Source organism: Haemophilus sp. HMSC066A11, from assembly GCF_001811665.1.
GTDB classification, from domain to species: Bacteria; Pseudomonadota; Gammaproteobacteria; order Enterobacterales; family Pasteurellaceae; genus Haemophilus; species Haemophilus influenzae.
The window spans coordinates 104934-125945 of record NZ_KV805878.1 but is presented as its reverse complement, the minus strand read 5'-3'; the positions used below and the strand labels follow the sequence as shown (position 1 = coordinate 125945).

General features: G+C 38.8%; 27 protein-coding genes. 1 reads left to right on the top strand and 26 read right to left on the bottom strand.

Annotation, left to right across the window (positions count from 1 at the left end):
• Nucleotides 1–11: 11 nt before the first annotated feature.
• From HMPREF2813_RS07465 to HMPREF2813_RS07360, 22 genes are all read right to left on the bottom strand, one after another.
• Nucleotides 12–419, bottom strand: a complete 408-nt coding sequence (locus tag HMPREF2813_RS07465; RefSeq protein WP_011271848.1) for a TIGR03751 family conjugal transfer lipoprotein — start codon at nt 417–419, stop codon at nt 12–14.
• 9 nt (nt 420–428) lie between these two features.
• The gene (locus tag HMPREF2813_RS07460; protein WP_011271847.1) at nt 429–1829 is read right to left on the bottom strand and encodes a TIGR03752 family integrating conjugative element protein; all 1401 of its coding nucleotides are present in this window, start codon (nt 1827–1829) and stop codon (nt 429–431) included.
• Between the two features lie 10 nt (nt 1830–1839).
• Nucleotides 1840–2709 carry a TIGR03749 family integrating conjugative element protein gene (locus tag HMPREF2813_RS07455; RefSeq protein ID WP_011271846.1) on the bottom strand — a complete coding sequence of 290 codons (870 nt, stop codon included), beginning with the start codon at nt 2707–2709 and terminating at the stop codon, nt 1840–1842.
• Nucleotides 2709–3353 carry a PFL_4703 family integrating conjugative element protein gene (locus tag HMPREF2813_RS07450; protein WP_011271845.1) on the bottom strand — a complete coding sequence of 215 codons (645 nt, stop codon included), beginning with the start codon at nt 3351–3353 and terminating at the stop codon, nt 2709–2711. Before HMPREF2813_RS07450 ends, HMPREF2813_RS07455 begins: the two co-directional genes overlap by 1 nt.
• An 11-nt stretch (nt 3354–3364) precedes the next feature.
• Entirely contained in the window at nt 3365–3736 is a 372-nt protein-coding gene (locus HMPREF2813_RS07445; RefSeq protein ID WP_011271844.1) for a TIGR03750 family conjugal transfer protein, read from the bottom strand.
• A 19-nt stretch (nt 3737–3755) separates the two neighbouring features.
• The gene (locus tag HMPREF2813_RS07440; RefSeq protein ID WP_005687585.1) at nt 3756–4157 is read right to left on the bottom strand and encodes a DUF2976 domain-containing protein; all 402 of its coding nucleotides are present in this window, start codon (nt 4155–4157) and stop codon (nt 3756–3758) included.
• 19 nt (nt 4158–4176) lie between these two features.
• The gene (locus HMPREF2813_RS07435) at nt 4177–4422 is read right to left on the bottom strand and encodes a DUF3262 family protein (RefSeq protein WP_005687584.1); all 246 of its coding nucleotides are present in this window, start codon (nt 4420–4422) and stop codon (nt 4177–4179) included.
• Nucleotides 4423–4425: 3 nt separating this feature from the next.
• Nucleotides 4426–4746 carry an integrative conjugative element protein, RAQPRD family gene (locus tag HMPREF2813_RS07430; RefSeq protein ID WP_005687583.1) on the bottom strand — a complete coding sequence of 107 codons (321 nt, stop codon included), beginning with the start codon at nt 4744–4746 and terminating at the stop codon, nt 4426–4428.
• Nucleotides 4747–4906: 160 nt separating this feature from the next.
• Nucleotides 4907–5593: a TIGR03747 family integrating conjugative element membrane protein gene (locus HMPREF2813_RS07425; protein ID WP_005687582.1), complete on the bottom strand. Its 687-nt coding sequence runs from the start codon at nt 5591–5593 to the stop codon at nt 4907–4909.
• Nucleotides 5593–5928 carry a hypothetical protein gene (locus HMPREF2813_RS07420; protein ID WP_005687581.1) on the bottom strand — a complete coding sequence of 112 codons (336 nt, stop codon included), beginning with the start codon at nt 5926–5928 and terminating at the stop codon, nt 5593–5595. Before HMPREF2813_RS07420 ends, HMPREF2813_RS07425 begins: the two co-directional genes overlap by 1 nt.
• Nucleotides 5912–8161, bottom strand: a complete 2250-nt coding sequence (gene traD / locus HMPREF2813_RS07415; RefSeq protein WP_011271842.1) for a type IV conjugative transfer system coupling protein TraD — start codon at nt 8159–8161, stop codon at nt 5912–5914. The genes HMPREF2813_RS07420 and traD overlap by 17 nt, the downstream gene beginning before the upstream one ends.
• A complete protein-coding gene (locus tag HMPREF2813_RS07410) occupies nt 8158–8664 on the bottom strand; it encodes an integrating conjugative element protein (RefSeq protein ID WP_011271841.1) in 507 nt (168 codons plus the stop codon). Before HMPREF2813_RS07410 ends, traD begins: the two co-directional genes overlap by 4 nt.
• Nucleotides 8665–8679: 15 nt before the next feature.
• Nucleotides 8680–9438: a transglycosylase SLT domain-containing protein gene (locus HMPREF2813_RS07405; protein WP_011271840.1), complete on the bottom strand. Its 759-nt coding sequence runs from the start codon at nt 9436–9438 to the stop codon at nt 8680–8682.
• Nucleotides 9417–10157: a TIGR03759 family integrating conjugative element protein gene (locus HMPREF2813_RS07400; protein ID WP_011271839.1), complete on the bottom strand. Its 741-nt coding sequence runs from the start codon at nt 10155–10157 to the stop codon at nt 9417–9419. The genes HMPREF2813_RS07405 and HMPREF2813_RS07400 overlap by 22 nt, the downstream gene beginning before the upstream one ends.
• Before the next feature lie 3 nt (nt 10158–10160).
• Nucleotides 10161–10790 carry a PFGI-1 class ICE element type IV pilus protein PilL2 gene (locus tag HMPREF2813_RS07395; RefSeq protein WP_011271838.1) on the bottom strand — a complete coding sequence of 210 codons (630 nt, stop codon included), beginning with the start codon at nt 10788–10790 and terminating at the stop codon, nt 10161–10163.
• A gap of 98 nt (nt 10791–10888) precedes the next feature.
• On the bottom strand, nt 10889–11653 hold the full coding sequence (locus HMPREF2813_RS07390) for a TraX family protein (RefSeq protein WP_011271837.1): 765 nt from the start codon (nt 11651–11653) through the stop codon (nt 10889–10891).
• Between the two features lie 57 nt (nt 11654–11710).
• Entirely contained in the window at nt 11711–12307 is a 597-nt protein-coding gene (locus tag HMPREF2813_RS07385) for a hypothetical protein (protein WP_011271836.1), read from the bottom strand.
• Nucleotides 12308–12399: 92 nt separating this feature from the next.
• Nucleotides 12400–12870: a RadC family protein gene (gene radC / locus HMPREF2813_RS07380; RefSeq protein ID WP_011271835.1), complete on the bottom strand. Its 471-nt coding sequence runs from the start codon at nt 12868–12870 to the stop codon at nt 12400–12402.
• Nucleotides 12871–12970: 100 nt separating this feature from the next.
• A complete protein-coding gene (locus HMPREF2813_RS07375; protein WP_011271834.1) occupies nt 12971–13378 on the bottom strand; it encodes a hypothetical protein in 408 nt (135 codons plus the stop codon).
• Between the two features lie 34 nt (nt 13379–13412).
• Nucleotides 13413–14054, bottom strand: coding sequence for a DUF3560 domain-containing protein (locus HMPREF2813_RS07370; RefSeq protein ID WP_011271833.1), 642 nt, complete (start codon nt 14052–14054; stop codon nt 13413–13415).
• 114 nt (nt 14055–14168) lie between these two features.
• Nucleotides 14169–14597: an STY4534 family ICE replication protein gene (locus tag HMPREF2813_RS07365; protein WP_011271832.1), complete on the bottom strand. Its 429-nt coding sequence runs from the start codon at nt 14595–14597 to the stop codon at nt 14169–14171.
• An 884-nt stretch (nt 14598–15481) separates the two neighbouring features.
• Nucleotides 15482–17527: a DNA topoisomerase III gene (locus HMPREF2813_RS07360; protein ID WP_014326561.1), complete on the bottom strand. Its 2046-nt coding sequence runs from the start codon at nt 17525–17527 to the stop codon at nt 15482–15484.
• A gap of 90 nt (nt 17528–17617) precedes the next feature.
• On the opposite strand from HMPREF2813_RS07360, the gene HMPREF2813_RS07355 reads away from it, so the two are divergent.
• Nucleotides 17618–18175, top strand: coding sequence for a plasmid fertility inhibition factor family protein (locus tag HMPREF2813_RS07355; RefSeq protein ID WP_011271830.1), 558 nt, complete (start codon nt 17618–17620; stop codon nt 18173–18175).
• A 215-nt stretch (nt 18176–18390) separates the two neighbouring features.
• Here HMPREF2813_RS07355 and HMPREF2813_RS07350 read toward each other — a convergent pair whose 3' ends face one another.
• From HMPREF2813_RS07350 to HMPREF2813_RS07335, 4 genes are all read right to left on the bottom strand, one after another.
• On the bottom strand, nt 18391–18909 hold the full coding sequence (locus HMPREF2813_RS07350) for a membrane lipoprotein lipid attachment site-containing protein (protein ID WP_005687559.1): 519 nt from the start codon (nt 18907–18909) through the stop codon (nt 18391–18393).
• Nucleotides 18910–18935: 26 nt separating this feature from the next.
• A complete protein-coding gene (locus HMPREF2813_RS07345) occupies nt 18936–19358 on the bottom strand; it encodes a single-stranded DNA-binding protein (protein ID WP_005687556.1) in 423 nt (140 codons plus the stop codon).
• A gap of 245 nt (nt 19359–19603) precedes the next feature.
• Entirely contained in the window at nt 19604–20077 is a 474-nt protein-coding gene (locus tag HMPREF2813_RS07340) for a DUF3158 family protein (protein WP_005653583.1), read from the bottom strand.
• Nucleotides 20078–20091: 14 nt separating this feature from the next.
• Nucleotides 20092–20847 carry a PFL_4669 family integrating conjugative element protein gene (locus HMPREF2813_RS07335; protein WP_005667775.1) on the bottom strand — a complete coding sequence of 252 codons (756 nt, stop codon included), beginning with the start codon at nt 20845–20847 and terminating at the stop codon, nt 20092–20094.
• Between the last annotated feature and the right edge of the window lie 165 nt (nt 20848–21012).

Sequence of the window (21012 nt, the reverse complement as noted above, 5' to 3'; positions counted from 1 at the left end):
TCTTACCTCATCTAGTACATTCTTGTACGCTCACCCGGTTGGGCATATTGCACACGTCCATAAAATGGAATTACTGAAGAATAACCTGGTACAGGCATTTGCTCTGAGGAATCAGTTAAGTGCGGATAAACATACATCACTAAATCAGGGTTTGGTAAACGAGGGAAAAGATTTTTCACCTCGTTTTCTGCTGTACGGGTATAAGTTTGTTGTTCACGAGATGAAACGTAATTTGGTGCATCAATAAGACGGCCATTCGGTGTCCGATAAGATGTAATATTGCTATCATTACCGCCTCGATTCCAAATATCTTTCATTGTTGCATCGCCTGTTGGCAATAAATCACCTTGAGAAGTTGAGCAGCCAGTCAAAACACTGCTTGCGGCTAAAATCACGCCCATCATCATTAAAACTTTCATTATTGCTCCTTAATCCAAGTTAGATTGTCTTGAGGCTTGTCCGTATTTCACTTTTCGAGACATGCGGTCATAATCAATATCAATTTGTTTTTCGATGTGTACAGCCACTTCTTTACCCGGTGGAACATATACCGCATCAAACATTTGGCCATAACGCTGACGGAACCAGTCTGCTGTTTCTCTCAAACCGCCACCTAACGCTTGACCAAGAATATACTTACCGTTATTACCCGTTACCGCACCAATTACTGCACCGCCATCAACCACTGTTGTTGATTGAGAAGATGATAAGCCTTGTGCAGCTGCTGAAGCCCCCGTTAAGAAGAAGTTGGTCGTTAGATATTCCGGAGCATTTGTTCTGCGTTCTCCAGGAATGCAAGGCACACCATGTGGATCAGATAACCAGCCAATTTTATCGTCAGAATTGTCTGTTGAAACAATGCGGCCATCGCTAAACACAAAAGTTAAGCTTTTCACATCACCACGAACACAAGATAGCGTCCAGTCACCGCTTGCTGTTCCAGAGACAATTGCGCCTTCAATATCCGGCAGTTCAATGCCATTTGCAATTAAGTTATCTCGACCAATAAGCAATTTAAACGGATAAGGCTCGGTTACCTTATTGTCAATCGGCACACGCCCAACAAGCGCAGTCATAGCAACAGAATTAGTTAAAGTAGAGTTAGCTGCAATTGTGAAAAATGGTGTAGCGGTATTAAATATTGCATTATTACCTGTACTAGATTGCAACCCATCATTAGATTTTCGGATGTCATTCACATTGTTATCGAAGGTTTTGGGAAAACCGATTCCTGCACCATTTACACCAATACCTTGTAGAGCATTCCCTTGTCTGTCTGTAGTTGGCATATCACTAGGGTTCACCCAATTAATTCCCCCTCGAGTTTCAACCTGAGGGCCAGTTGTTGCTCCGTTTATTGGTAGAGGAGCATTGGGATTTGCCTGGGCATTTCCATTCCCTACAACTTGATTACCAGCTTGTACAACCTGATCTTTTAACGCATTAATCTCATTAATTAACGCCCCTGTTTCTGCTTGTACCGCCTGTTGAATTTGATAATCCGTATTGTTTGCTTGATTTTTTAACTGCTCATTCTCTTTTACCAAGCGTTCATTTTGTAAAATCACTTCATCAAATCGCTTATTATGCTCTTTCACTTTACCTATAAGTGTTCTTACCGTATCTTTAGATGTGTCACCCTCAATCCCCATTGCTCGTAATTCTTCCGGTGATAAATCTTTAAAAGAGATATCTAAAGTATCTTCTTTCTTGGTTTCTGCTGTATTTGTTGAACTACTACCGGAGAAAAGAAATCCAGCCATCAGCGTCACGACAAGAGCGGTAATCCCACCAATAACATAGAACGCTTTATTTGCTTTCATTTGCATTGTTCGCTCCTTATTTTGTTTGAGTTGTCACTGTTGTGGTGACTTTTTTCAATTTTTTCGGTTTATATGAATTTGACTGAGGGATAACAGAATGATTAGGTGAACCTTCTGTCACAAGATATAACGTTGTGGTATCTTCAGGTGTATCATGCCCCCCAAGCCAATTATGCTGAAATGTTGCTGCATAGAATCGACCTTGAAGCTCTCGAGGATCTAAATCAATGCGAGATTGCCCCTGGTTTTGCAAGCGAACCGCAGTGACAACATACTCATCAAGTTGCCAGCTGAGTAATGGAGTAGCTCGCACAGGCAATGCAGGTAAGAGCGTTTTAAGCGGTGTAGGAAGGCGATGTGAAACTTGGCGCACACCTTCCAAAGGCTCAACTGAACGTAAAGGCGCATAAAACATTTGTGCGGCATAACGTGTTAATGCAGCTGGAGCGGGGAGTGCCGGACGCGCATTTGGCATTGGTTCGTTATATGCATTTGCATCTTGGCCATAAGCAGTTGTTTGTTTTTCAACTTTATTTTCATAAACAAAGCGAATTGGCTCACTTGCATTGGCAACAGAATGCTTCGCTTGCACATCAAGTAAGATTATTTCTCCAGTTGCAACATCCATAAGCTGCAAGCGTGTTTTTGGGAAATCTGCAGTTGCTTTTAAATAAACCGCACCGCCAGTTGATTGAATGCGAAGCTTGCTATCTAATTCAGGTGGATAACCTACTTTTACATTTTTATCTACGAATAGAATACGTTCTTTTTCGATTTGTAAGTCAATAGGTAACGGTTTGCGCGCCCATTTCATTAACACATCGGCAGATGCCGTCATTGGTGAAAAGATAAAAGCCGCGCTTAGTAACAAAGTGAGTTTTTTCATTATTGGTTATCCCCTTCTCTAAATTCTTTTGCTTCTAAACGTAATGGAATTGAGCTGTAGCAGTTAAATCCCAATCCCCAAGGATTGTTCTGTAAATCTGTTTCCATGCGCACGATATTGACCGGGAAGCGGGTTAAAACACGTTTTACTGGTTCATCTTTGAAATACTCATCTACACTTAAATCAAGATTAACCGTCCAGCTATCTGGACTATGCACAATAACGCTACTGTCTTTAAATCCACGTCCCACAATTTCATAAACACCACGTGCACGTTCACGTAATTCACCGTTAGATAAACGGTCATAGTAGTCTTTCTTCAAAAATTCTTGGCAACTTGGCGTAATAAAGGCTTTATTTCTTTCAATATTTAATTTGTATTCTTCCTCGCCATTCTCCATCCAGCGGTTTAACTGCTGGAAGGTTTGATAAGCAAAGGCATAAACGGTTGATTTTGGCACTTCCCACCAAGGGCGTTGACTTCCCGCACGTAAATCCGGTGGGTTATAAATCATTAATCGACTTGGTGCGGTAAAAATAATGGCACATAGCACCAAACAAATCACAAGCAATGCACCGATAGCAATTCGCCCGGTCATGATTTCGCGATTTTTTTGATGAACAATCCCTTTTAAGTTACTCATAATAAACTCTCTTATTTTTTAACTCGGCGAATAGACCAAGTGCCTTGACGGGAGATAAAGCGATTCCCCCCTAATATTCCATCTAATTTAACCTCAATCATTCGATTCAAGTAGGCTTCCGGCTTACCTCGTTTAAGGCGCGCAATAATCACTTTGCCAATCACCACAGAAAGAATGCAAAACAACATGGCGAGAGACGGAATTAACAACCAAAAATCAAAGCCTAAGGCAAAACAACAAAGGAGGCCAAGCACTGCACCCAAGATAAATCCCATTGCTGCAGCCAACATAAATTCACTTACAGATAACCCGCCATACACACTCGATTCACGATTTAATCGAGTAGGAAGAAAGGGGATTGTTTGTTCTTTATCGCTTGACATCTTGACCTCACAGAGATAATTAAAACAGACCGATAGCCAATTTCACCAACCAGAGGCTGAAGAAAATTAAAATGAAACCAAGAATAAGAGCGATAATAAATGGGCCCCATCCTTTTTTGTCATTTTCGTCAGTCGCTGCGTTATAGGTTTTAATTAATGCCTTAACCACTGTCATGATTGACCATGCTGCAAATAAAATTGCACACAAGGTTGCCAATGATTTAGCAACAAGATAGATGATTTCCATCGGGTCTTTGGTATTGCTATCTACGCCTGGGATTTTAAAATCAGGGATTTTAGAGGCATTGATACCATTACCACCGCCTGTAGCAAACGCATTTTCAACGGATAACCAAAGTAAAGTTACTACCGCAAGAAAACGACTTGAAACATTCTGAAAGAAGGATTTAATCAACTTCATGAGATGTCCTTATGGTTTGTTAAATAAAAAAGCTGACAACACATATAATTAATGCTGCGCCCCATAGAATCAGTTTAAAGAATGACCAAATATCACCGTCGTTCACCATGCCTTTGTAGCCATGATTAGTTGCCCACATATACGCAAGCAGTAATACGACAACCAAAATAATGGCCAGCATGATTTTCAGTTTTAGCGGGTCTAAACCACTTACAGTATAAAAACTGTCTAATGGTGAAACAGAAGGGAAATTAGCGTTACTCATCTGCTATTGACTCCGAAGATTGAGATAATCTTCTTTTAAGTTACGAATAGCTTTAGGATTTCTAGGGATTGCCCGGGAAGGGTTAATATATTGCTTAATCCCTGCCTGTACCGTAGCAATATCTTGATGTGCTGAAGCGTAATCAAAATATTCACGACTTTTCGCAGAAACCTTTGCACTTGCAGCTGCTCGCTGTAATGAGAGTTTTGCTGCATCCAACTGTTTAATTGCTTGCGCTAAATGCTCTTGCTCTGTTGCTTGAGCACTTATAGCGCCAAACAATAACCCTATTGCTAGAGATAAACTGAAAATATTTTTAGTCACGGAGAACTCCTTACTTGAAACAGATTCCAAGCAAAGAGTGCCAAAGAAGAGAGGGAAATTTAATGAGAAACTCTTTTTAAATTCAAAACAGTTTTTAGTGATAAAAAAGGGCGCTTATTCTTGGAAAAATAAGCACCCATAATGACAACATAGAGGAATATTAAAGGTATTTTTTAAAGCTCGCTGCCGTTACACAGATGGATAGTCCAAATAGAAATGCAGCTGGCACCAAAATTATATTCGGGTAAATAGAAATTGGGATAGAAAGATACAATACCCATGCCGACAACATAATCGGGCCAATTAATCGACGTGCATGATGATAAAGAAAACTAGACTCTCTGCCCGCACCAAATTTACGACGGTCACGCATCATTAACCCTTCAGTAAAGCCCGCAAATGCGGCTAACAAAAAGAGTGGGGAAGTAAAAACAATCACTACAAGTCGAATAACAAAGGTGATAAAAACATAAATCACTGACTCAATATACGCTCGCCCATAATGATACACCCACAAACCTACGCCACTATGCTCACGAGGGTTGGCTAACCAATCTTTTACACCTGTTTTCACAAAAAGCCATTCATGTAATGACAAAATAAGACCTTCAGCCAGCTCTTTTGGAGAATGATAGAAAAGACCTCTCGTTAGACTATCAGAAAGCCATCCAAGCTCAGTTAGCATCATTTTTTGACTGTGTAAATGACCTTCTTCAGGCCATAAAAATGCAATACCTAACCATTCAAGAATAATGCTCAAAATCAGGGAACCCAATAAGGCGGCTAATACCGCATTAATGTAGTAAAAAAGACCCTTTTTCTTTTTTTTGACTTGTTGTTCTGCCATTACTGTAATGTTCCCGCTGGAGATAATTTACAGTGAAAGAAAAGATAACCTTTTACTTCACCGTCTAAAAAAATTTGAATTGCCTGGATGCCATTTTCAGATTTTTTTACATCATTAGCCGTCCAAAGTGAGATGCCTTTATTTGCATACTTTTTCGCAAATTCATGTGTGGTATAACGCTGATTATTCCAATCTTCCAAATAAGGTAAAAAGTAATTAAGTAATTCATCAGCGTTTTCCAGCCCACAAGAACAGCTAGTGACTGAATTGAAATCTACGCTCATATCCGGAATATCAAGCAAGTTCATATCCGGCTGATTAATTATCTGTGTCATCAAAATCATCCTCATCTGTATCATCATTCTGATCAATATCTTCATCTTCCATATCTTCAGCAACTGGAGCTTCAACATCCCCGAAAAGCATTTCTTCTCCTGCGTGTGAAGGCGCTCGATTTAATGACATTGACTGAAAAGCGGTTGCTATATCTTGACTTGGCGCATAATCAGAAAATGCAGATTGCCACCAATTTGGAGAAATATGGTAGTTTTTGCGCATATAAGCCGTCAATTCTTGAAGTGATTCCGGCATCACATCATCTTTATCAACCGCAGGTAAAGGCATTCTTAATTTATAAAGCGTACTCCCTTCAAGAAGAGCAAATGCCTGTCCTTTTGGTAAATTTGTAATATGTGCTGGCGATAGCATTGGCACCATTTTTTCAGAAATACGTTCACCAGTATTAGAAGTAAACGCCTTGCCATCATCCGGATTGCTGTTATCTGTCGTACTTGATGTCACCATGCTTTGATAAATTGTGACATCGTTGAGCTGACGCGTTAAAAACTCTGCAGTGGCCGGCTCTTTTACCCGGAACATTAAAAGTGTATTGAAGTTACCTGTTGTTTGTCCCGTTTTTGCCTTACTTCCAATACGAGCTTCAATATCTGAAAGTGTTTGAGTATAGGCTGTTACCTGCATTCCCGCACCACGACCTTTATTGATCAGCGGGATAAATTCATCCCCCATCAATTCATTGAACTCATCGCAATGAAGGTTGATTTTAGGCGGTTTGCTTTTAGTTTTAAATGCATCTGGCAACCCCTCATCTACGCCAAATTTATAAATATGACCAGCCATTGATACCAAATCAGCAAACATACTATTACCCACAGCTGCAGCTACGGTCGCATCGGATAATGCATCTAATCCAACGTAAACAATCCCTCTTTTACGAATAATAGATTCCCAATCAAAGATAGGGCGCTCATCATGAATATCAGTGTAATCAGGCGAGAGAAGCTCTGCAGTTTTACCTGTAGTGAGTTTTTCAAGTAACGGTAAAAGCGATGCCACAATTTTATCAAAATAGGTTTTATCGTAACGTACCGCACTTGATAACCCTTCAAGTACCGGGTCAAAAATCTTATTCTCTAAAATATATTGGTTAATAACAGCAATCAGCGGTCTATCTTTCATCGAGAACGGTAAATTTTTTACATCTAAGTTAGCCGCAACCGAAGCCAACGTTGGCCATATTTTCTTATCTACGGCATCAAAATGAAGTTTGGCGTAATCTAAGAAAAGTGCATCAATATTTTGCACAAAACGCGAGATTTGCACATAGTCCGGGCGTTTTCCCATTTCAACCAATGCACGGGAGACAATATTCACAAAACGCCACGCAAACTCTTTAAATGCTGCACTATTTCCCGCACCACTTAATTGCCCAGAAATACGTCCTGCCACTTCAGAAATTCGACCGAAGCGACCAACTGGGTTATATCGAGCAGAAATTTCCGGATGCCCTAAATGGAATACATAAAATTCATTTTCACGCCCCGCACGTTTTGCTTCTGCATACATTCGTTTTAACATATCCGGGTCGCCTTTCGGATCAAAAAAGACAACCACTTCACGCTCTTCAGGTGTTTTACCTCGATGTATATCTTGTGTAACAAGCACTTCAGCAAAACGCGTTTTCCCTACGCCAGTTGTACCAAATACTAAGGTATGACCGCCACGGTCGCCTAACGGAAGCATAATATCGCGTTCATTCGGCTCCACACCATGCATCACTGGAATGCCGCCAACTGGCGGTAGCGGTCTGACTGGATTTAATGGAGAGTCCATTGAAGTGAGTCTAGATAACCAATTATCATGCACTTTTTCATAATCACGAGCGGCTTTAAACCACTTCCCATTTTTCCAATAAATTTGCCCATTTGCAGAGAAACAGTCATAAAGACGTTGCGTATGCTTTGGTTCCCATTCAAAGCCTCGTCCTAAGAACAAGGCTTTTTTACTTACTGGAATTTGACGACTGGTCAAAGCATAGTGAGGGAGTCTGCGTAAATTTCGGTGATAGCGTACAATTTCCATGCCTTGACGAAAACGCATAACCCCCATACCTGCGAAAGCGGCCCCTAATCCATATCCAATAAGAGGATTTAATGCGAGCGACCAAGGCGCACCGCAACAAACCAAAGCACAAGTACCATGGACGGCAGCTGGAAAAAATTCAACAGGCGGTCTAAGTAAACCTTCTAATACATGTTTTTGACTCATTGCGACAATCCTTCTGAAGTCAATAAAGCAGGGTAGTGAGCAAGATTTAATCTTGAAGCTAAGTCATCCCCTGGCGTTGGCATTAAGGTTAAATCCGGTGCTAATTGGCGTAACTCGCTTAATTCGTTTGTTGTTTTAACGCTTACTACAAGTCCCATTGCACCAATTTTTTTAAGGTAATTATAATTAGCGTGTAGCCAATTTTTAGATAAGTTATCTGTTCCAATAAGAAAAATAGGCAACATTCCAGGAAGATTCATTCTGACTGGTTGTATTTGGCCCGGTGTCATTCTATGTGAGATAACAGGTAAAATATCCGCTTCGGTCAATGTTGAAGGAACGCTATTAGGGTAGGCTTGAACCATTGATTCATCCGGTTGTAATGCTTCATAAAAACGGACTGCACTTTCTCCGCCAAAATCACCAATAACTTTTAATTCAGCTTGCGCCTGAACTACTGCTCCTAAGCAGACCAAAGAGAGGAAAAAGGATTTATACTGCATAATTCTGTTCTCGTATTAATTGGTTGGATTTTGCCAACGAATAGCTTGTTGATTTGTTTGATTTGACGCTGGCTCAACCCAACGCATAGCGGTTTCTGTTGGAGAAACCCAATGTAAATTGGCTGGTAATGGTTTATTCTCAATTTGATAACGTGGTGATACTGAAGGGCGCTGGAAGTTAGCTATTTGTTTACTGACATTAAAACGCTCACTTTGATAAACAAGAAAGCCTTGTACCGACATTCCTTTTTTCATCCCGTTACGCTTCATATTTAGAATATCTTCACGTGTTGCTCTACCTTGTAGCGCTCGATGTAAACCATCTATACCGATATTATGAGCAAGATATAAATTTTCATGGGATGGTTTTATGCCTCGCTCAAAAAACTGATTAATATGCCATCTAGCTAAAAGTGCGGTTGCTAGAGTGTTAAGTTGATTGTTTTTTCTAGGGTCGAAAGGTGTATCACGATTGTAACGAGTGATTTGAGTCATACCTAAGGCTCGCCCCTCATCAGTTGTTGCAAGCCAATTCCAGGTGCCCCGGGTAAATTGCCCCACACCGGTTGCCCCGGTTGGGGAAACATTTCCATACCACCCATCTTCAATTTTTACTAACCCACGTAGCATCGCTTCATCGACCTGGTAGCGATTAGATGCATCTTTAATATAGCCATCAATATCAGTTCCAAAGCCATTAAATGCAACGGAGTGAGTCGCAACGCCAAGACCGATTAAGCTAAATACGATTTTTAATAGACGATTTGTTGCCATTGCCCATCCTGTTGAATTTGGAATGCAGCAGGCATTTTGCCATCTGCATACTGTAACCAGGCTCCATTATCATGATTAAGGGTAATTAATTTTCTATTCACTTTATTTGGGTCGATGTTATGTTTTTTCGCCCAATTATAGATTTGCTCATTATTATTCACGCCAACAAAATAAATATCTATAGGCGTTTTATCATTCACATATTGCAGTACACGATCAGCATTCGCTTCACATTTGTCACAATTTTCTAGGCGAGTAAAATAAATCACCCGTCCAAACCGCTCTGAAATATGAGGTTCAACCTTAAATGGTTGCTCATTTGGATACATTTCAGCAAATACGCGATCATAAGTGCGTTGGAACTGCAGCTCTCTCTCCATGCGGTCGTGCATTTTTTTTGCCAGTAGTCGAGCATAACGCTCTCTTTCCTGCTCATTTCGAGACTCCACACCAAGCGAGGTTAAAGGGTCAAGACCTGGCGACCATATACCACGAGCACCTTGATTAAGCTCTTGGTAGCGTTGCCATTCTTGCTCAGTTAAACCCCACTCTTGAGACTTAGCTAATAACTCTTGTTGATTTAATTTATTTGTCACCAAGTTTTGTTGATTGAGGGATTGAGTAGCAAGTGTATTAGCCGCAGTGACTTCAGCAAATACAGCAGTAGAAAACATCCCTAATATCATCGCCACATAGGATATTTTTTTGACATGATTCATTGCTTATTCCTCGATGATTTCTGTTGTAGTTGTTGTCGTTGTTGTGGTTTCTACTTTCGGCTTTTCCCCTGTAGCACGTTCCGGTACAGCTGGGCGTAATTTAAAACAAACGGTACGAGAAACGTCATTGATAGTAATTTCATAAGCCGGCCCTGCTAACATTTGAAGGGCATCACGTAAAGCCATCGGGCCAAATTGATAATGTACTTTTGGTAATGGACGGGAATAAAGCGTAGAAAGTGTTGGTTCATTCTGACCAAAACCATGACAAAGTGAAAGGCCTGTATCTTTTAACGTCGTGCGTAATCCCTGCTCAACGGTTGCCGTTAAGGCTCGTTTCTTTTTACCTAACATGTTGACAGTGACACTTTGGTCTAGAAGGTATTTTTGACCTTCTTCTGGAGAGAAATTAATTAAAGTGTATCGACCTTCACGTAACACTTCTGTACGTTCAGGCTGATAGTCTGTGTAAATATCCGGACGAACAATTCGATCTTCCGGTTGTAAAACTTGATGCTGACCTTGTTGAATATTTGGATTTTCTAGTGCTTGTTGCTCATCGGCTGTTTGTTGTTTATGTGCACAACCTGAAAGCACAACCAATGCAAAAGTGGTTAATAGAAATTTTTTCATGATGAGGCTCCAATTAAGGTATTTAAATAATGCCTTAATATGGATAACTCTCACCTGAATTTGAATAATTTATTCTTCTTGAAGTAAAGATAGAAAAATTAGCTGAGAAAAATATATTTAATGCCAATAATAATTGTTAAGTGCACCGGGTAAAAAAGATAAAAGAAAAGCTTAGGCATTCGAGAGATTGAGATATTACATTGACGAAGGCCTTTAGGGTGAAGAATAAATATCATTGTACCGACCACAACAGTAACAACACTGATTGTTTCAACAATAGTTTCCCCGAAATTATCAATAAAACTGTGATTGACGAAAAGTGCGAGCAATACACAGGTTAGCATCGTAATAAGACGAAATTGAGTATCTTTTGTTTGCAAGAATAGGTAACAACCAATGCAATATAAAAGCCCAGGTAAACCATAATCAGAGAGTGCGGAAAGAATAATAAAAAAGCCCAATCCAAAAAACATGACCCAGCTATTTAAGTCTTGACGGTTTTTATATACCCATATTACCCCGATTACAGACAAAAACTGAAATAGGACATTTAAACGGTCATAATTAGGCTCGAAAAGCGTAAAACTGATTTCAGATAAAAATGCGGTTGCTATCATCCAAGTGAAATAACTTTTAAAGTTTACTTTATCTCGAGATAAATTAAGCGCGATGATAAATCCAAACGCCACGTAGGAAAATCGACCTATCACCCGACACCAGGATAGGGCTGGGTAAGCATTTGAAAAAGCCACACCAATGTGATCGATAATCATCGTGATAAGAGCTAACCATTTTAGGCATTCAGTTTGTGAAGAAGTTAAATAAGGCATCGTTATACTGTTAAAAAGAGTTTTATTTATCATATCCTAAAAAGGAAAAGCCTATCTACATAAAGTAGATAGGCTTTCAAGGTAAATAGATTAATATTCATATCCGAGCATAATCGTTGTAGAACTACGATCTGCTTCAGTGATGACAAAAACACTTTCGCCATCAATAAAATGCTGGCTCACAATGCGTTTATCCTTCTCTACGGCATGATCGTTTTCAATCCAATCTTCAACGCAGGTAGCACCCCAATCATAACCTAATTGTTTTTCAATTAAGCGATGAATGGTTGGCATTCCCAATAACTGTTTAGCGCAGATAGTACACGAAACATCCCCTAACTTAAGTGGTGTTCTTTTTGATTGATATATATCCCAATCAAAGTGTCCTCTTTGCTCATCTTCACTTTCATCAGAAAAAGAAATCTTAGTTGTTCGATTCCCGTCATCATCTACTGAAGTAGAGAGTTGAATGGTGTCTTTACCATTATCTGCTTGATAGAAATTCATAACAATTTCTGAAAGCGGATGTGGCGGTTTTTCAATCCAATCTTTATTCCCCAGCATGATAATGCAGCCATTTTGATGCCACGAGATGACCTCATTGATCTTTTCGGTAGTTAATTCCGCTAAGATACGACGAGAGACGAAGATTTTTCCAAGTTCTAAAATACGATTTTCCTTACACATAAGTGTTTCTCCTAAATTTTTAAAATGTAAAAAGTAAAGGGGATAACACTGCCATTGAGGGTGTTATCCCCCAATGGGTGAAAGGTTGTTAGCTAAATAAGATGATTATCAGTAAAGCAAAAAGATGCTGAACCAGAAACGATAAAGTGATCAAGTAATTTAATATCCATTAATTCACAAGCTTCCTTTAATCTCTTGGTTATATATTTATCAGCATCACTAGGCTCAACATTTCCAGTTGGATGATTGTGCCCAATGATAATTGCTGATGCATTTAGCTTTAATGCTTGTCGAATAATCTCCCGAATTGACACAGAAGTTTCTGAAACAGATCCTTGAAACATCACCTCAGATTTAATCAATCTGTGGATTCTATCCAAGAAAAGTACCACGAAATTTTCTCTTTCCTCATTACCTATAATGGTTTGAAAATAGAGTTTAGCTATTGATGGCTCAGTAAATTCCTGTGCACCTTGGTAAAAGGGCTTTTCTTCCATCACTTTAGTTAAAATAACCTGTGCCTGTTCTAAAATAGCTTGTTGTTGCTCGTTTAATTTAAACATTCGATATTCCTTCTAAAATAGGGAATATCGCCCATAAGGGATATATCCCCTATGGGTAAGGTGCGAAAAGAATGCTTATCGCACATTAAAGTTAATGTTATTAATCAGAAGTTTTTAAACTGTCGATAATCTGTTTAATTTTTGCTGCAAATTCTAAATCGTGCTCAGATTCATCATCTATACAATATTCCAAATAATTACTCATATCAGCAATTAGTGCTTCTTTTGTTGGCGAAGGTTGGAACATAATTGATCCATCCCCATTATTACTAGCATTTTCCAATGCCAATTCAACAAGTAAAGCTTCTGCTTCTTGAGGTGTATATTGGTACTCAGAAGTTGCTACACATTTGCCAGAGTACCATGCATAAACTAGCTTGGTTTGAGGATCATAGAAATGATTTGGCTCAATCCCTTTAGGGGTAGTTGCCTTTCCTAGAAACTCACTTATAAACTCTTGCGTTGTTAAAGTAATTAGCTCTAATCCACTATTTACATAGTAAAACATATATTTCTCCAATTTATGTTTTCAAAAGTTAAATTTACGCCCAAAGTAATTCGGCTAATTTTACTTTTTTCTCAAGCTCATTGACTGCTTTTTTAGCATAAGTGAGAGAAAAAGCATGTGTTCGCAATTCAGGTTTATCTTTAAGCTCTTGGTGTTTTTCTTTGGCTTTTTCCAATTCAAACTTGAAGAACTCAAGACTTTCCGGCATGGATAAATCAATTTTCCCTGCCATCTGTTCCCAATAAGCGATTTTACCGTCATAACTTTCTGCTTTACGCATTTCTTCAATAGACTTATCCATGCGTCTTGCATTACGTTCAATCAAGGCTCTATGGCGTTTTTCGCTATGATGACCAATTTTAATTGGTTCTCCCAAGCTAAGAAATTCACGGCCTTCATTAGCAGCTTCACAATATTGTTCACTGCGTTTTAATGCATTATTAGCTGCGTTTTGATAACGCTCAGCTTTTTGTTCTGCACGAACTTGACTATTCACTCCATCACACCGGGTGAAGGAATAAAAATACGCATCCTCAGAGGTTTTTACGAGATTATGAATCTCCACTTCAGTCTCTTTACCGTATTTACTGGTTAAGATGATAACGTCACCTTTTTGGTGAGCATCCGGACATTTAGCAACAAAAACATTAGGGCAAAATTTAGCGTAAGTATTCATAGGTTTCTCCTCAAATAGAAATAAAAAAGGAGAAACCACCCATAAGGGGAGTTTCCCCTTCAGGGTAAAGAAAAAGCCAACAAATTTTGTTGTTGGCTTTCATCAGTTTATAGGTTAGTCATTCCCTTGCTCATCTTGGCGTTTTGCTTGATATTTCAACTCACCATCAACTTTAATAAAGTTAATACGATAGAGTCGTCCTTTAATCGACACGCCAGTATCACCTTTTTTGTGATATTCGCTATCTTTTGAATAAGTGAATGTGTCATACCACAAATCACTCATTACAAAGGAAACCAAGACTTTTTTCTTAGCTTCAACAGCTTCTTGACAGCGTTTGATTAAATTTACAGTTTCTTCACCGGATACGTTCATATCAAAAAAACGATATTCCGGAGAATCGGAAGAACCTGTAAGAGCAGCAATTCGACAAGCCCAAAATGCATCTCCTTTTTTCGGCTTGATTTCGCGAATATCGCTTAAATAACCAATGCCAGAAGTATGAAGATTGAAATATTTTGGTTGTGCGTTTTGAGTAGACATAATGTTTCTCCTAAGTAGTAAAAAAGCGGAGAAACATCCTTACCCAACACGGGAAAAATGTTTCCCGCCAAGGGTTAAATTGTGATTAAACTAGAATAAGTAATCTTATTTTAGGTTAAGGGTAGTTTAAGGTGGCACACCTACGAATTATTCGTAGATTCTCCTTTCAGTGTGCTGGAAAAAATTTTGGCTATGATTCTACTTGCGCTAAGGCAAGGCGTTGCTTCTCAAGAATCGTGCAACTTCTTAAAGGCTGTTTTCACAGCACCTTAAAAACTGTTGTTATTAAAATCTAAAGCAAACCTTAAATGTATAAAAAATTAAAAATTCTATTTGGAGATATTTTAGTCAAAAGAAAAGGTCACCCAGTTTCCTGAATGACCTTATAGTTTTGACTATAGATTGATTAAATAAAAATTAAGTAGGCCAAACTAATTTGATTCATAAAAATACTGATACGTTCGTTACCATATACGGATTTTTACGGCTCGCCTTATCCGATTACTTTGTGGCCATCAATCGGTTATATCTGTGGCATCAAATTGACACAAAGGGCACCCATTGTTTCACCGGTGGGCTCCGGTAAGGAAAAAGTAGCAAGCCATTGCGAATTTTCAAAATGCACTTTGCAATACACTTTAAAAATCCGCAATGGCCAGCGATTTGAAAAGTCGAGAGTAAATTGGGGCGTTACTCCATCATTACTCTGATTAACTAGGTGGCACACCTCACAAGGAGCGTTAATCAATGTGAGAAATTCCTTTCAGCGTGCTGGAATCATTTTTGGCTAGTGTGAATTGATAACCGACAATTCACGAACGGTCTTACGAAGGCTTTAGTATAGCACTATTTTTGAGGGCTCGCCATTCACAGGCGCTTAAATCCTAGTTCAATAAGCTTCGTAAAGATGAAATTTGCTCACTCACACTTTTACTCGACTTTTTCTTTAAATTTTTTGTACTTTTAGTATTCTTCTTGCTATCAATATTTTCAATATGTTGGCAATTTGGATAAGCAGAACACCCAAAAAAAGCCCCATTTTTACCATTTCTTTTAATCATTGGTGCACCGCACTTAGGGCATTTACGAATTTCAATATTCCCCAAACTCATTCCCTTTTTAAGGCAATCAGCCATCAAATGCCGCACAAAGACTTCTTGTTTTTGCATAAACACTTCTAGCGAAAGCGTTCTTTCAGCAATTTGATTGAGCGCTTGCTCCCAAAGTGCGGTTAAACCCGGATCTTTTAACATCTGAGGTAAATTATCAATTAGCGTCATTGCTTCATCTGTCGCTAATAGTGATTTACCTTTCTTTTTCAAGAAACCTTTATCAATCAAACCTTGAATCGTTCCCGCCCGAGTAGCTTCTGTTCCAAGCCCTTCAGTTTCTCGTAAGCGTTGTTTTAAACGCTCATCAGTTACAAAGCGAGCTGCATTTTTCATTGCGGTGAGCAATGTACCTTCCGTGAAGTGATTAGGTGGTGATGTTTGTAAGGTTTTTATTTCTGAATCAGAAATCTGACAGATTTGTCCTTGCTTTAACGTCGGCAAGGCTTGAGGTGCGTCATCATCTTCATCAAGTGATTTGCCAAATAGAATTTTCCAACCTGGAGCAATAAGCACATTCCCACGTGCACTTAATATATGTTGACCGCACTTCAAAATAATTTGTGTCTTATCTGTTTCAGAAACAGGTAAGAATTGAGCTAAATAACGACGACGTATGAGATCATAGAGCTTTAATTCTTCATCAGACATTTTGCTAATATCAGCTTTAATCATAGTCGGAATAATGCCATGGTGAGCAGTAATTTTTTTATCATTCCAAACTCGTGATTTTTGATTAAGGTTTAACATACCTGCAAGGGGGTGTAATCGATTATCGGATTGCAACAAACATTGGATAATTTGAGGCGCTTCTGCAAACTGAGACTCCGGTAAATAACCACAATCTGTTCTAGGATAGGTTGTCGCTTTGTGAGTCTCATAAAGTGATTGAGCTATATCCAATACTCTTTGCGCACCCAGTCCATAAAGGCGGTTAGCTTCTGATTGTAAGTCACTTAATGCAAAGCAAAGTGGGGCATTTTGTCTTTCACGTTTAGTTTCAACTGATTCCACTTTCGCTTGGCCAAATTGGCGAATTTGCTGATTTGCTGCTTGTATAACTTGGGCAGACAAACAAAGTCCATCAGGATCACAATATTGCTCCGGAATAACATATTGCGTAGCAAAATGCTGATTTCCATCAGAAAGCATTACTTGCAAAGCAAAATGTTGCTTAGGAATGAAGTTTTTTATCTCACGGTCACGATTAACAACCAAGCTTAATGTTGGAGTTTGTACCCGACCAACACTTAAAGGTTTCCCTTGATACCCTTGTTGTTGCGCTAATAAGGTATAGAGACGAGAGAAATTCATACCAATAAGCCAATCAGCTCGACTACGTGCAAGTCCCGCATAGTAAAGAGGTAGTGTCTCCTCATTATTTTTAAGTGCGCCCAAGGCTTTGCGAATACTGGTATCATCTAGTGCAGACAACCAAAGGCGTTTTATTTGCCCTCGAAATCCTGCCAAATCCAGCAATTCTCTTGCTATAGTTTCGCCCTCTCTATCAATATCGGTTGCAATGACAACAAGTTTAGCTTGTTTGATAAGTTTCATGACGACATTGAACTGTTTTTTTGTTTCTTTTTTAGGTGAAAGCCCCCATTTACCCGGGATAATTGGCAAGGTCTCAAATGCCCACTTTTTAAAGGCAGGATCATATTCTTCAGGATTAAATTGCTCTACTAGATGACCAATTCCCCAGGTAACTGTAAGCTGACCGTCAGGTGTTGATAAACAACCCTCACCACGCTTTGTCGCACCTAATACTTTTGCAATATCATTGCCTTGTGATGGTTTTTCACATAAAAATAATTTCATGATGTTTTCTCTCATTGATATTTGAGAGATATTTTCGATGTAATAAGATAAACCACAATTAGGAATTCTTTTTAAACTGAGGAGTAAATCATGATAAAACTGACCCCTTCATCAATTGGAGTGATGGTTGATACGCTTAGATATTCAGGTCGAGATAGATATATTATTTTTAGAATGAAAACGAGAGAGCAGAAAGTCGTGTATATGCGTTATCCACAGCATATTGAAAATATGGCTAATCAAGAGAACATGATTGTCATCGTAGATGCTCAAAAGTTTCTTTCTTTATGGCAGCGATCACCGTATGAGGTAGATAAAAATACATGTGCGGGCGATGAGTCAACATGGAGAAAAGATTATAAGTTTCATCATGCTGAAAACGGATTTGCTAAAAGTATGGATTCTCCAGTTCCACTTGCAGATGTAAATGTTCATATTAAAGATGGAGAAATAAGCTGTAGTCTTAATGATGGTATGACAAGAACGCTTTGGTTGCTTGCAAATGGTGTAAAGGAGTTTCCTATTTTGGTTAGAAACCATAAAGAGAAAGCTAAAATTCTGTCAAAGTATGCAAGCCCATTATCTTCACTTCATTTTGAGCCACTTAATTTATTTTTTGCAATTACAGGAGAAAAATACCCCTTGTAGCCAAGGGGTAAACGTTTGAGATATTAAACAATATGAGGAAAAGGAAAAGTTTGGATGGATCTCAAAAAACAAATTTGTTTCGTTATCTATCATACAAAATAATCATTATTATCGGTATCGAAATTTAAAAACACCTGAAATAAAAAAAGCCCCACTAAGGTTGGGGCAAAGGAGAATGAGGTATTGATTACCTACACTATGTTTATGTTGTCGTATTATTTAATTGCTTTTATCACTTCTGATTTAACAAATTGAGCAAAATCAGATTCATTTGAGGATGCAATCCAGGAAATTCTAACCTTGCCATCCTCTTTTGCAAGCGTTATGTCAATTTTTCGACCGCCAACATAGCTATTTGCCATGTGATAATAGACCCCAGGAGTCGCTTCATGAGCATGTCCTTCTTCATCTAAAAGCGATTCGTAACGTTGACGCTCATACCCGGATAATCCACTTAATGCTTCCTCCCGTGTTTTGAATTTTAAATTACGTTTAATTTTTACGTAAAGAGAGTCAATATTTTTAGATGATGTAATTGAATCCTCTACGTTATAGCGATGAGAACGAGAACTTTGAGTGTAAGCCACACCGGAAGAACTAGAGGAACTATTCCCCCCGCCAAGAACACTGCTGAGTTGACCTGCAACATTACCAACCGCATCATTCAATGAGTTTAATTCAGCACAACCACTTAAAGCAGCGACGGCAGATAAAACAAAAATTATTTTTTTCATCACGATTAACCTTAATTATATTGAGTTCAGAATGGTATTGAATCATCAAAAGCATTTGCCGATGCATCTTGTTGTGGCATTGGCTGAGAATTATTTGCACCATCTGCACTTTGAGGGCGAGTACCTAACATTTGCATTACATCACCTTGGATTTCCGTGGTATAACGATCTTGCCCGTTTTGATCTTGCCATTTACGAGTACGCAAGCGTCCTTCAATATAAACTTGCGCTCCTTTCTTGAGATATTGGCCGCAAATTTCAGCTAATTTGCGATAAAAAACGATTCGATGCCATTCAGTCACTTCACGACGTTCACCGGTGTTTTTATCCGTCCAAGCTTCGCTAGTTGCTACACTGATATTTGCAACTGCTTCACCATTCGGCATGCTTCGCATTTCAGGATCATTACCTAAATGTCCCACGATAATTACTTTATTAATTCCAGCCATATTGATTTCTCCTAAATCACAAAATTAACTGTCAAGATTGTGCATTTTTTACATCTAATCCTTAAGGGTAAATTCAGTAAAAAACACAGAGATTTTTTAACACAACCACGAAAGGCAAAGGCTTTTTTTCGTTAAGGTAAGGGGCTTGTCCCCTTACCTTTAAAAGGCCTTTTAGTGAGCCGATCACAAACTATATAAATTAGCCGATTACAAACTAGAAGATCCAACGTTCACAAATGTGAATGTTATAAATGATCTTCTATCTCTTTAATTTTATCTACCGCACTTGATACCTGTCTCATCATAAAATTTAGTACGGAGACCTGCAGATTAATCAAAATGCGTTCTTTCTCAGCTGAGACAAGTTTTTGTCGTAAGTCTGAAGATAACTGAGGATTATTAAATACCGGATTTAACACAGCATCACCAGTCTTAGAGGCTTGAAAACTGCGCCAGCGTAAAAACGTCCCACCGGATGATGAAGCTTTATCTCGGATCATGTGAATAGGTAATACACTAAGTTCACTTTTACGAACGTTCTGCAACATTTCATTCTGCTGCAACATTAAAGCTTCACGGACTGTAGCAAGGGATTCAGCTAGTAATTCATACTGTTGCACTGAGTCTAACTCACTGAATAACTGTTTCAGCGAGTCATTAAGTGGGGTTGTGCGTCCTAATTGTTTATACATATCAGAAGGAATGAGCACGTTATCCATAATCCCAATCTCCATTATTCAGTTTTATTTGCTGTAATTTGGACTTCAACAGAGCCATTATCATCTGATTCAGCAAGTGATGATTTTTTAATTGTTGGAGCAAATGTTGCACGTGTTGTACCGGAAAGCACGTCAGGCGTTAAGGTATATTTCATACGTTTTACAGCAGCTTGATAGCGAGCGTTATTTTCAAGCGCATCTTGGCGTGTAATACCGGAATTTCTGTAATTCTCAAGCACACCAAATGCACGACGAATTAATTTAGCTCCGGATTCTAACCAATCATACGCATCATCTTTTGTAAGTAATGCAATATGTGAAGCGGTCATCACTGTACGAGCTAACGAATCAAAGTCAGCCAAAAGATACAATAATTGATAACCCAGCTGAGTATTCACAAAAATAGGGTATTGAATCGGAGCAATATTGGCACAACGCTCAATTTGAAAGTTTTCAGGAATTTTCTCACTGTAGAGATTAACCATTCTCCAGGTCATATCTTGCATTTCTTTACGAAACCCTAATACTTTTTGTTCAAAACGAAGAAGATAATCATCAGCATAAGGATCATCTTGTTCGGCAGCTTGCTGAATTTGACTCAATAGAGATAGAGCATTAGGAATACTGAGAATTGATGATGTAACGACTTCCCCGGCTTCATTTTTAACTAAGTCACGACCATTCCAAAGACGTGTTGCATACTGAGTATGAAGCGTAAATGTAATCTCACTGCGTAACGGCCCAAGCTGTTGGTTGTATGTTGTTGTCATGTTATGTCACCTTTTATCATTTGGTTAAAATTTGTACTTTGTCCAGCCCCTGGACAGTGGTTAATTTTTGTTCACTGTGCAACCCTAGCACAGTGGTTAATTTTTGTTCACTGTGCAGTCCCCGCACACTGGTTAAAATTTGTACTTTGTAAAGTCCCTTTACAG

Excerpts from the sequence above, each read along its gene's own strand:
- HMPREF2813_RS07465 (WP_011271848.1), bottom strand. The coding sequence starts at position 419 with ATGAAAGTTTTAATGATGATGGGCGTGATTTTAGCCGCAAGCAGTGTT.
- HMPREF2813_RS07460 (WP_011271847.1), bottom strand. The coding sequence starts at position 1,829 with ATGCAAATGAAAGCAAATAAAGCGTTCTATGTTATTGGTGGGATTACC.
- HMPREF2813_RS07455 (WP_011271846.1), bottom strand. The coding sequence starts at position 2,709 with ATGAAAAAACTCACTTTGTTACTAAGCGCGGCTTTTATCTTTTCACCA.
- HMPREF2813_RS07450 (WP_011271845.1), bottom strand. The coding sequence starts at position 3,353 with ATGAGTAACTTAAAAGGGATTGTTCATCAAAAAAATCGCGAAATCATG.
- HMPREF2813_RS07445 (WP_011271844.1), bottom strand. The coding sequence starts at position 3,736 with ATGTCAAGCGATAAAGAACAAACAATCCCCTTTCTTCCTACTCGATTA.
- HMPREF2813_RS07440 (WP_005687585.1), bottom strand. The coding sequence starts at position 4,157 with ATGAAGTTGATTAAATCCTTCTTTCAGAATGTTTCAAGTCGTTTTCTT.
- HMPREF2813_RS07435 (WP_005687584.1), bottom strand. The coding sequence starts at position 4,422 with ATGAGTAACGCTAATTTCCCTTCTGTTTCACCATTAGACAGTTTTTAT.
- HMPREF2813_RS07425 (WP_005687582.1), bottom strand. The coding sequence starts at position 5,593 with ATGGCAGAACAACAAGTCAAAAAAAAGAAAAAGGGTCTTTTTTACTAC.
- HMPREF2813_RS07420 (WP_005687581.1), bottom strand. The coding sequence starts at position 5,928 with ATGACACAGATAATTAATCAGCCGGATATGAACTTGCTTGATATTCCG.
- traD (WP_011271842.1), bottom strand. The coding sequence starts at position 8,161 with ATGAGTCAAAAACATGTATTAGAAGGTTTACTTAGACCGCCTGTTGAA.
- HMPREF2813_RS07410 (WP_011271841.1), bottom strand. The coding sequence starts at position 8,664 with ATGCAGTATAAATCCTTTTTCCTCTCTTTGGTCTGCTTAGGAGCAGTA.
- HMPREF2813_RS07405 (WP_011271840.1), bottom strand. The coding sequence starts at position 9,438 with ATGGCAACAAATCGTCTATTAAAAATCGTATTTAGCTTAATCGGTCTT.
- HMPREF2813_RS07400 (WP_011271839.1), bottom strand. The coding sequence starts at position 10,157 with ATGAATCATGTCAAAAAAATATCCTATGTGGCGATGATATTAGGGATG.
- HMPREF2813_RS07395 (WP_011271838.1), bottom strand. The coding sequence starts at position 10,790 with ATGAAAAAATTTCTATTAACCACTTTTGCATTGGTTGTGCTTTCAGGT.
- HMPREF2813_RS07390 (WP_011271837.1), bottom strand. The coding sequence starts at position 11,653 with ATGATAAATAAAACTCTTTTTAACAGTATAACGATGCCTTATTTAACT.
- HMPREF2813_RS07385 (WP_011271836.1), bottom strand. The coding sequence starts at position 12,307 with ATGTGTAAGGAAAATCGTATTTTAGAACTTGGAAAAATCTTCGTCTCT.
- radC (WP_011271835.1), bottom strand. The coding sequence starts at position 12,870 with ATGTTTAAATTAAACGAGCAACAACAAGCTATTTTAGAACAGGCACAG.
- HMPREF2813_RS07375 (WP_011271834.1), bottom strand. The coding sequence starts at position 13,378 with ATGTTTTACTATGTAAATAGTGGATTAGAGCTAATTACTTTAACAACG.
- HMPREF2813_RS07370 (WP_011271833.1), bottom strand. The coding sequence starts at position 14,054 with ATGAATACTTACGCTAAATTTTGCCCTAATGTTTTTGTTGCTAAATGT.
- HMPREF2813_RS07365 (WP_011271832.1), bottom strand. The coding sequence starts at position 14,597 with ATGTCTACTCAAAACGCACAACCAAAATATTTCAATCTTCATACTTCT.
- HMPREF2813_RS07360 (WP_014326561.1), bottom strand. The coding sequence starts at position 17,527 with ATGAAATTATTTTTATGTGAAAAACCATCACAAGGCAATGATATTGCA.
- HMPREF2813_RS07355 (WP_011271830.1), top strand. The coding sequence starts at position 17,618 with ATGATAAAACTGACCCCTTCATCAATTGGAGTGATGGTTGATACGCTT.
- HMPREF2813_RS07350 (WP_005687559.1), bottom strand. The coding sequence starts at position 18,909 with ATGAAAAAAATAATTTTTGTTTTATCTGCCGTCGCTGCTTTAAGTGGT.
- HMPREF2813_RS07345 (WP_005687556.1), bottom strand. The coding sequence starts at position 19,358 with ATGGCTGGAATTAATAAAGTAATTATCGTGGGACATTTAGGTAATGAT.
- HMPREF2813_RS07340 (WP_005653583.1), bottom strand. The coding sequence starts at position 20,077 with ATGGATAACGTGCTCATTCCTTCTGATATGTATAAACAATTAGGACGC.
- HMPREF2813_RS07335 (WP_005667775.1), bottom strand. The coding sequence starts at position 20,847 with ATGACAACAACATACAACCAACAGCTTGGGCCGTTACGCAGTGAGATT.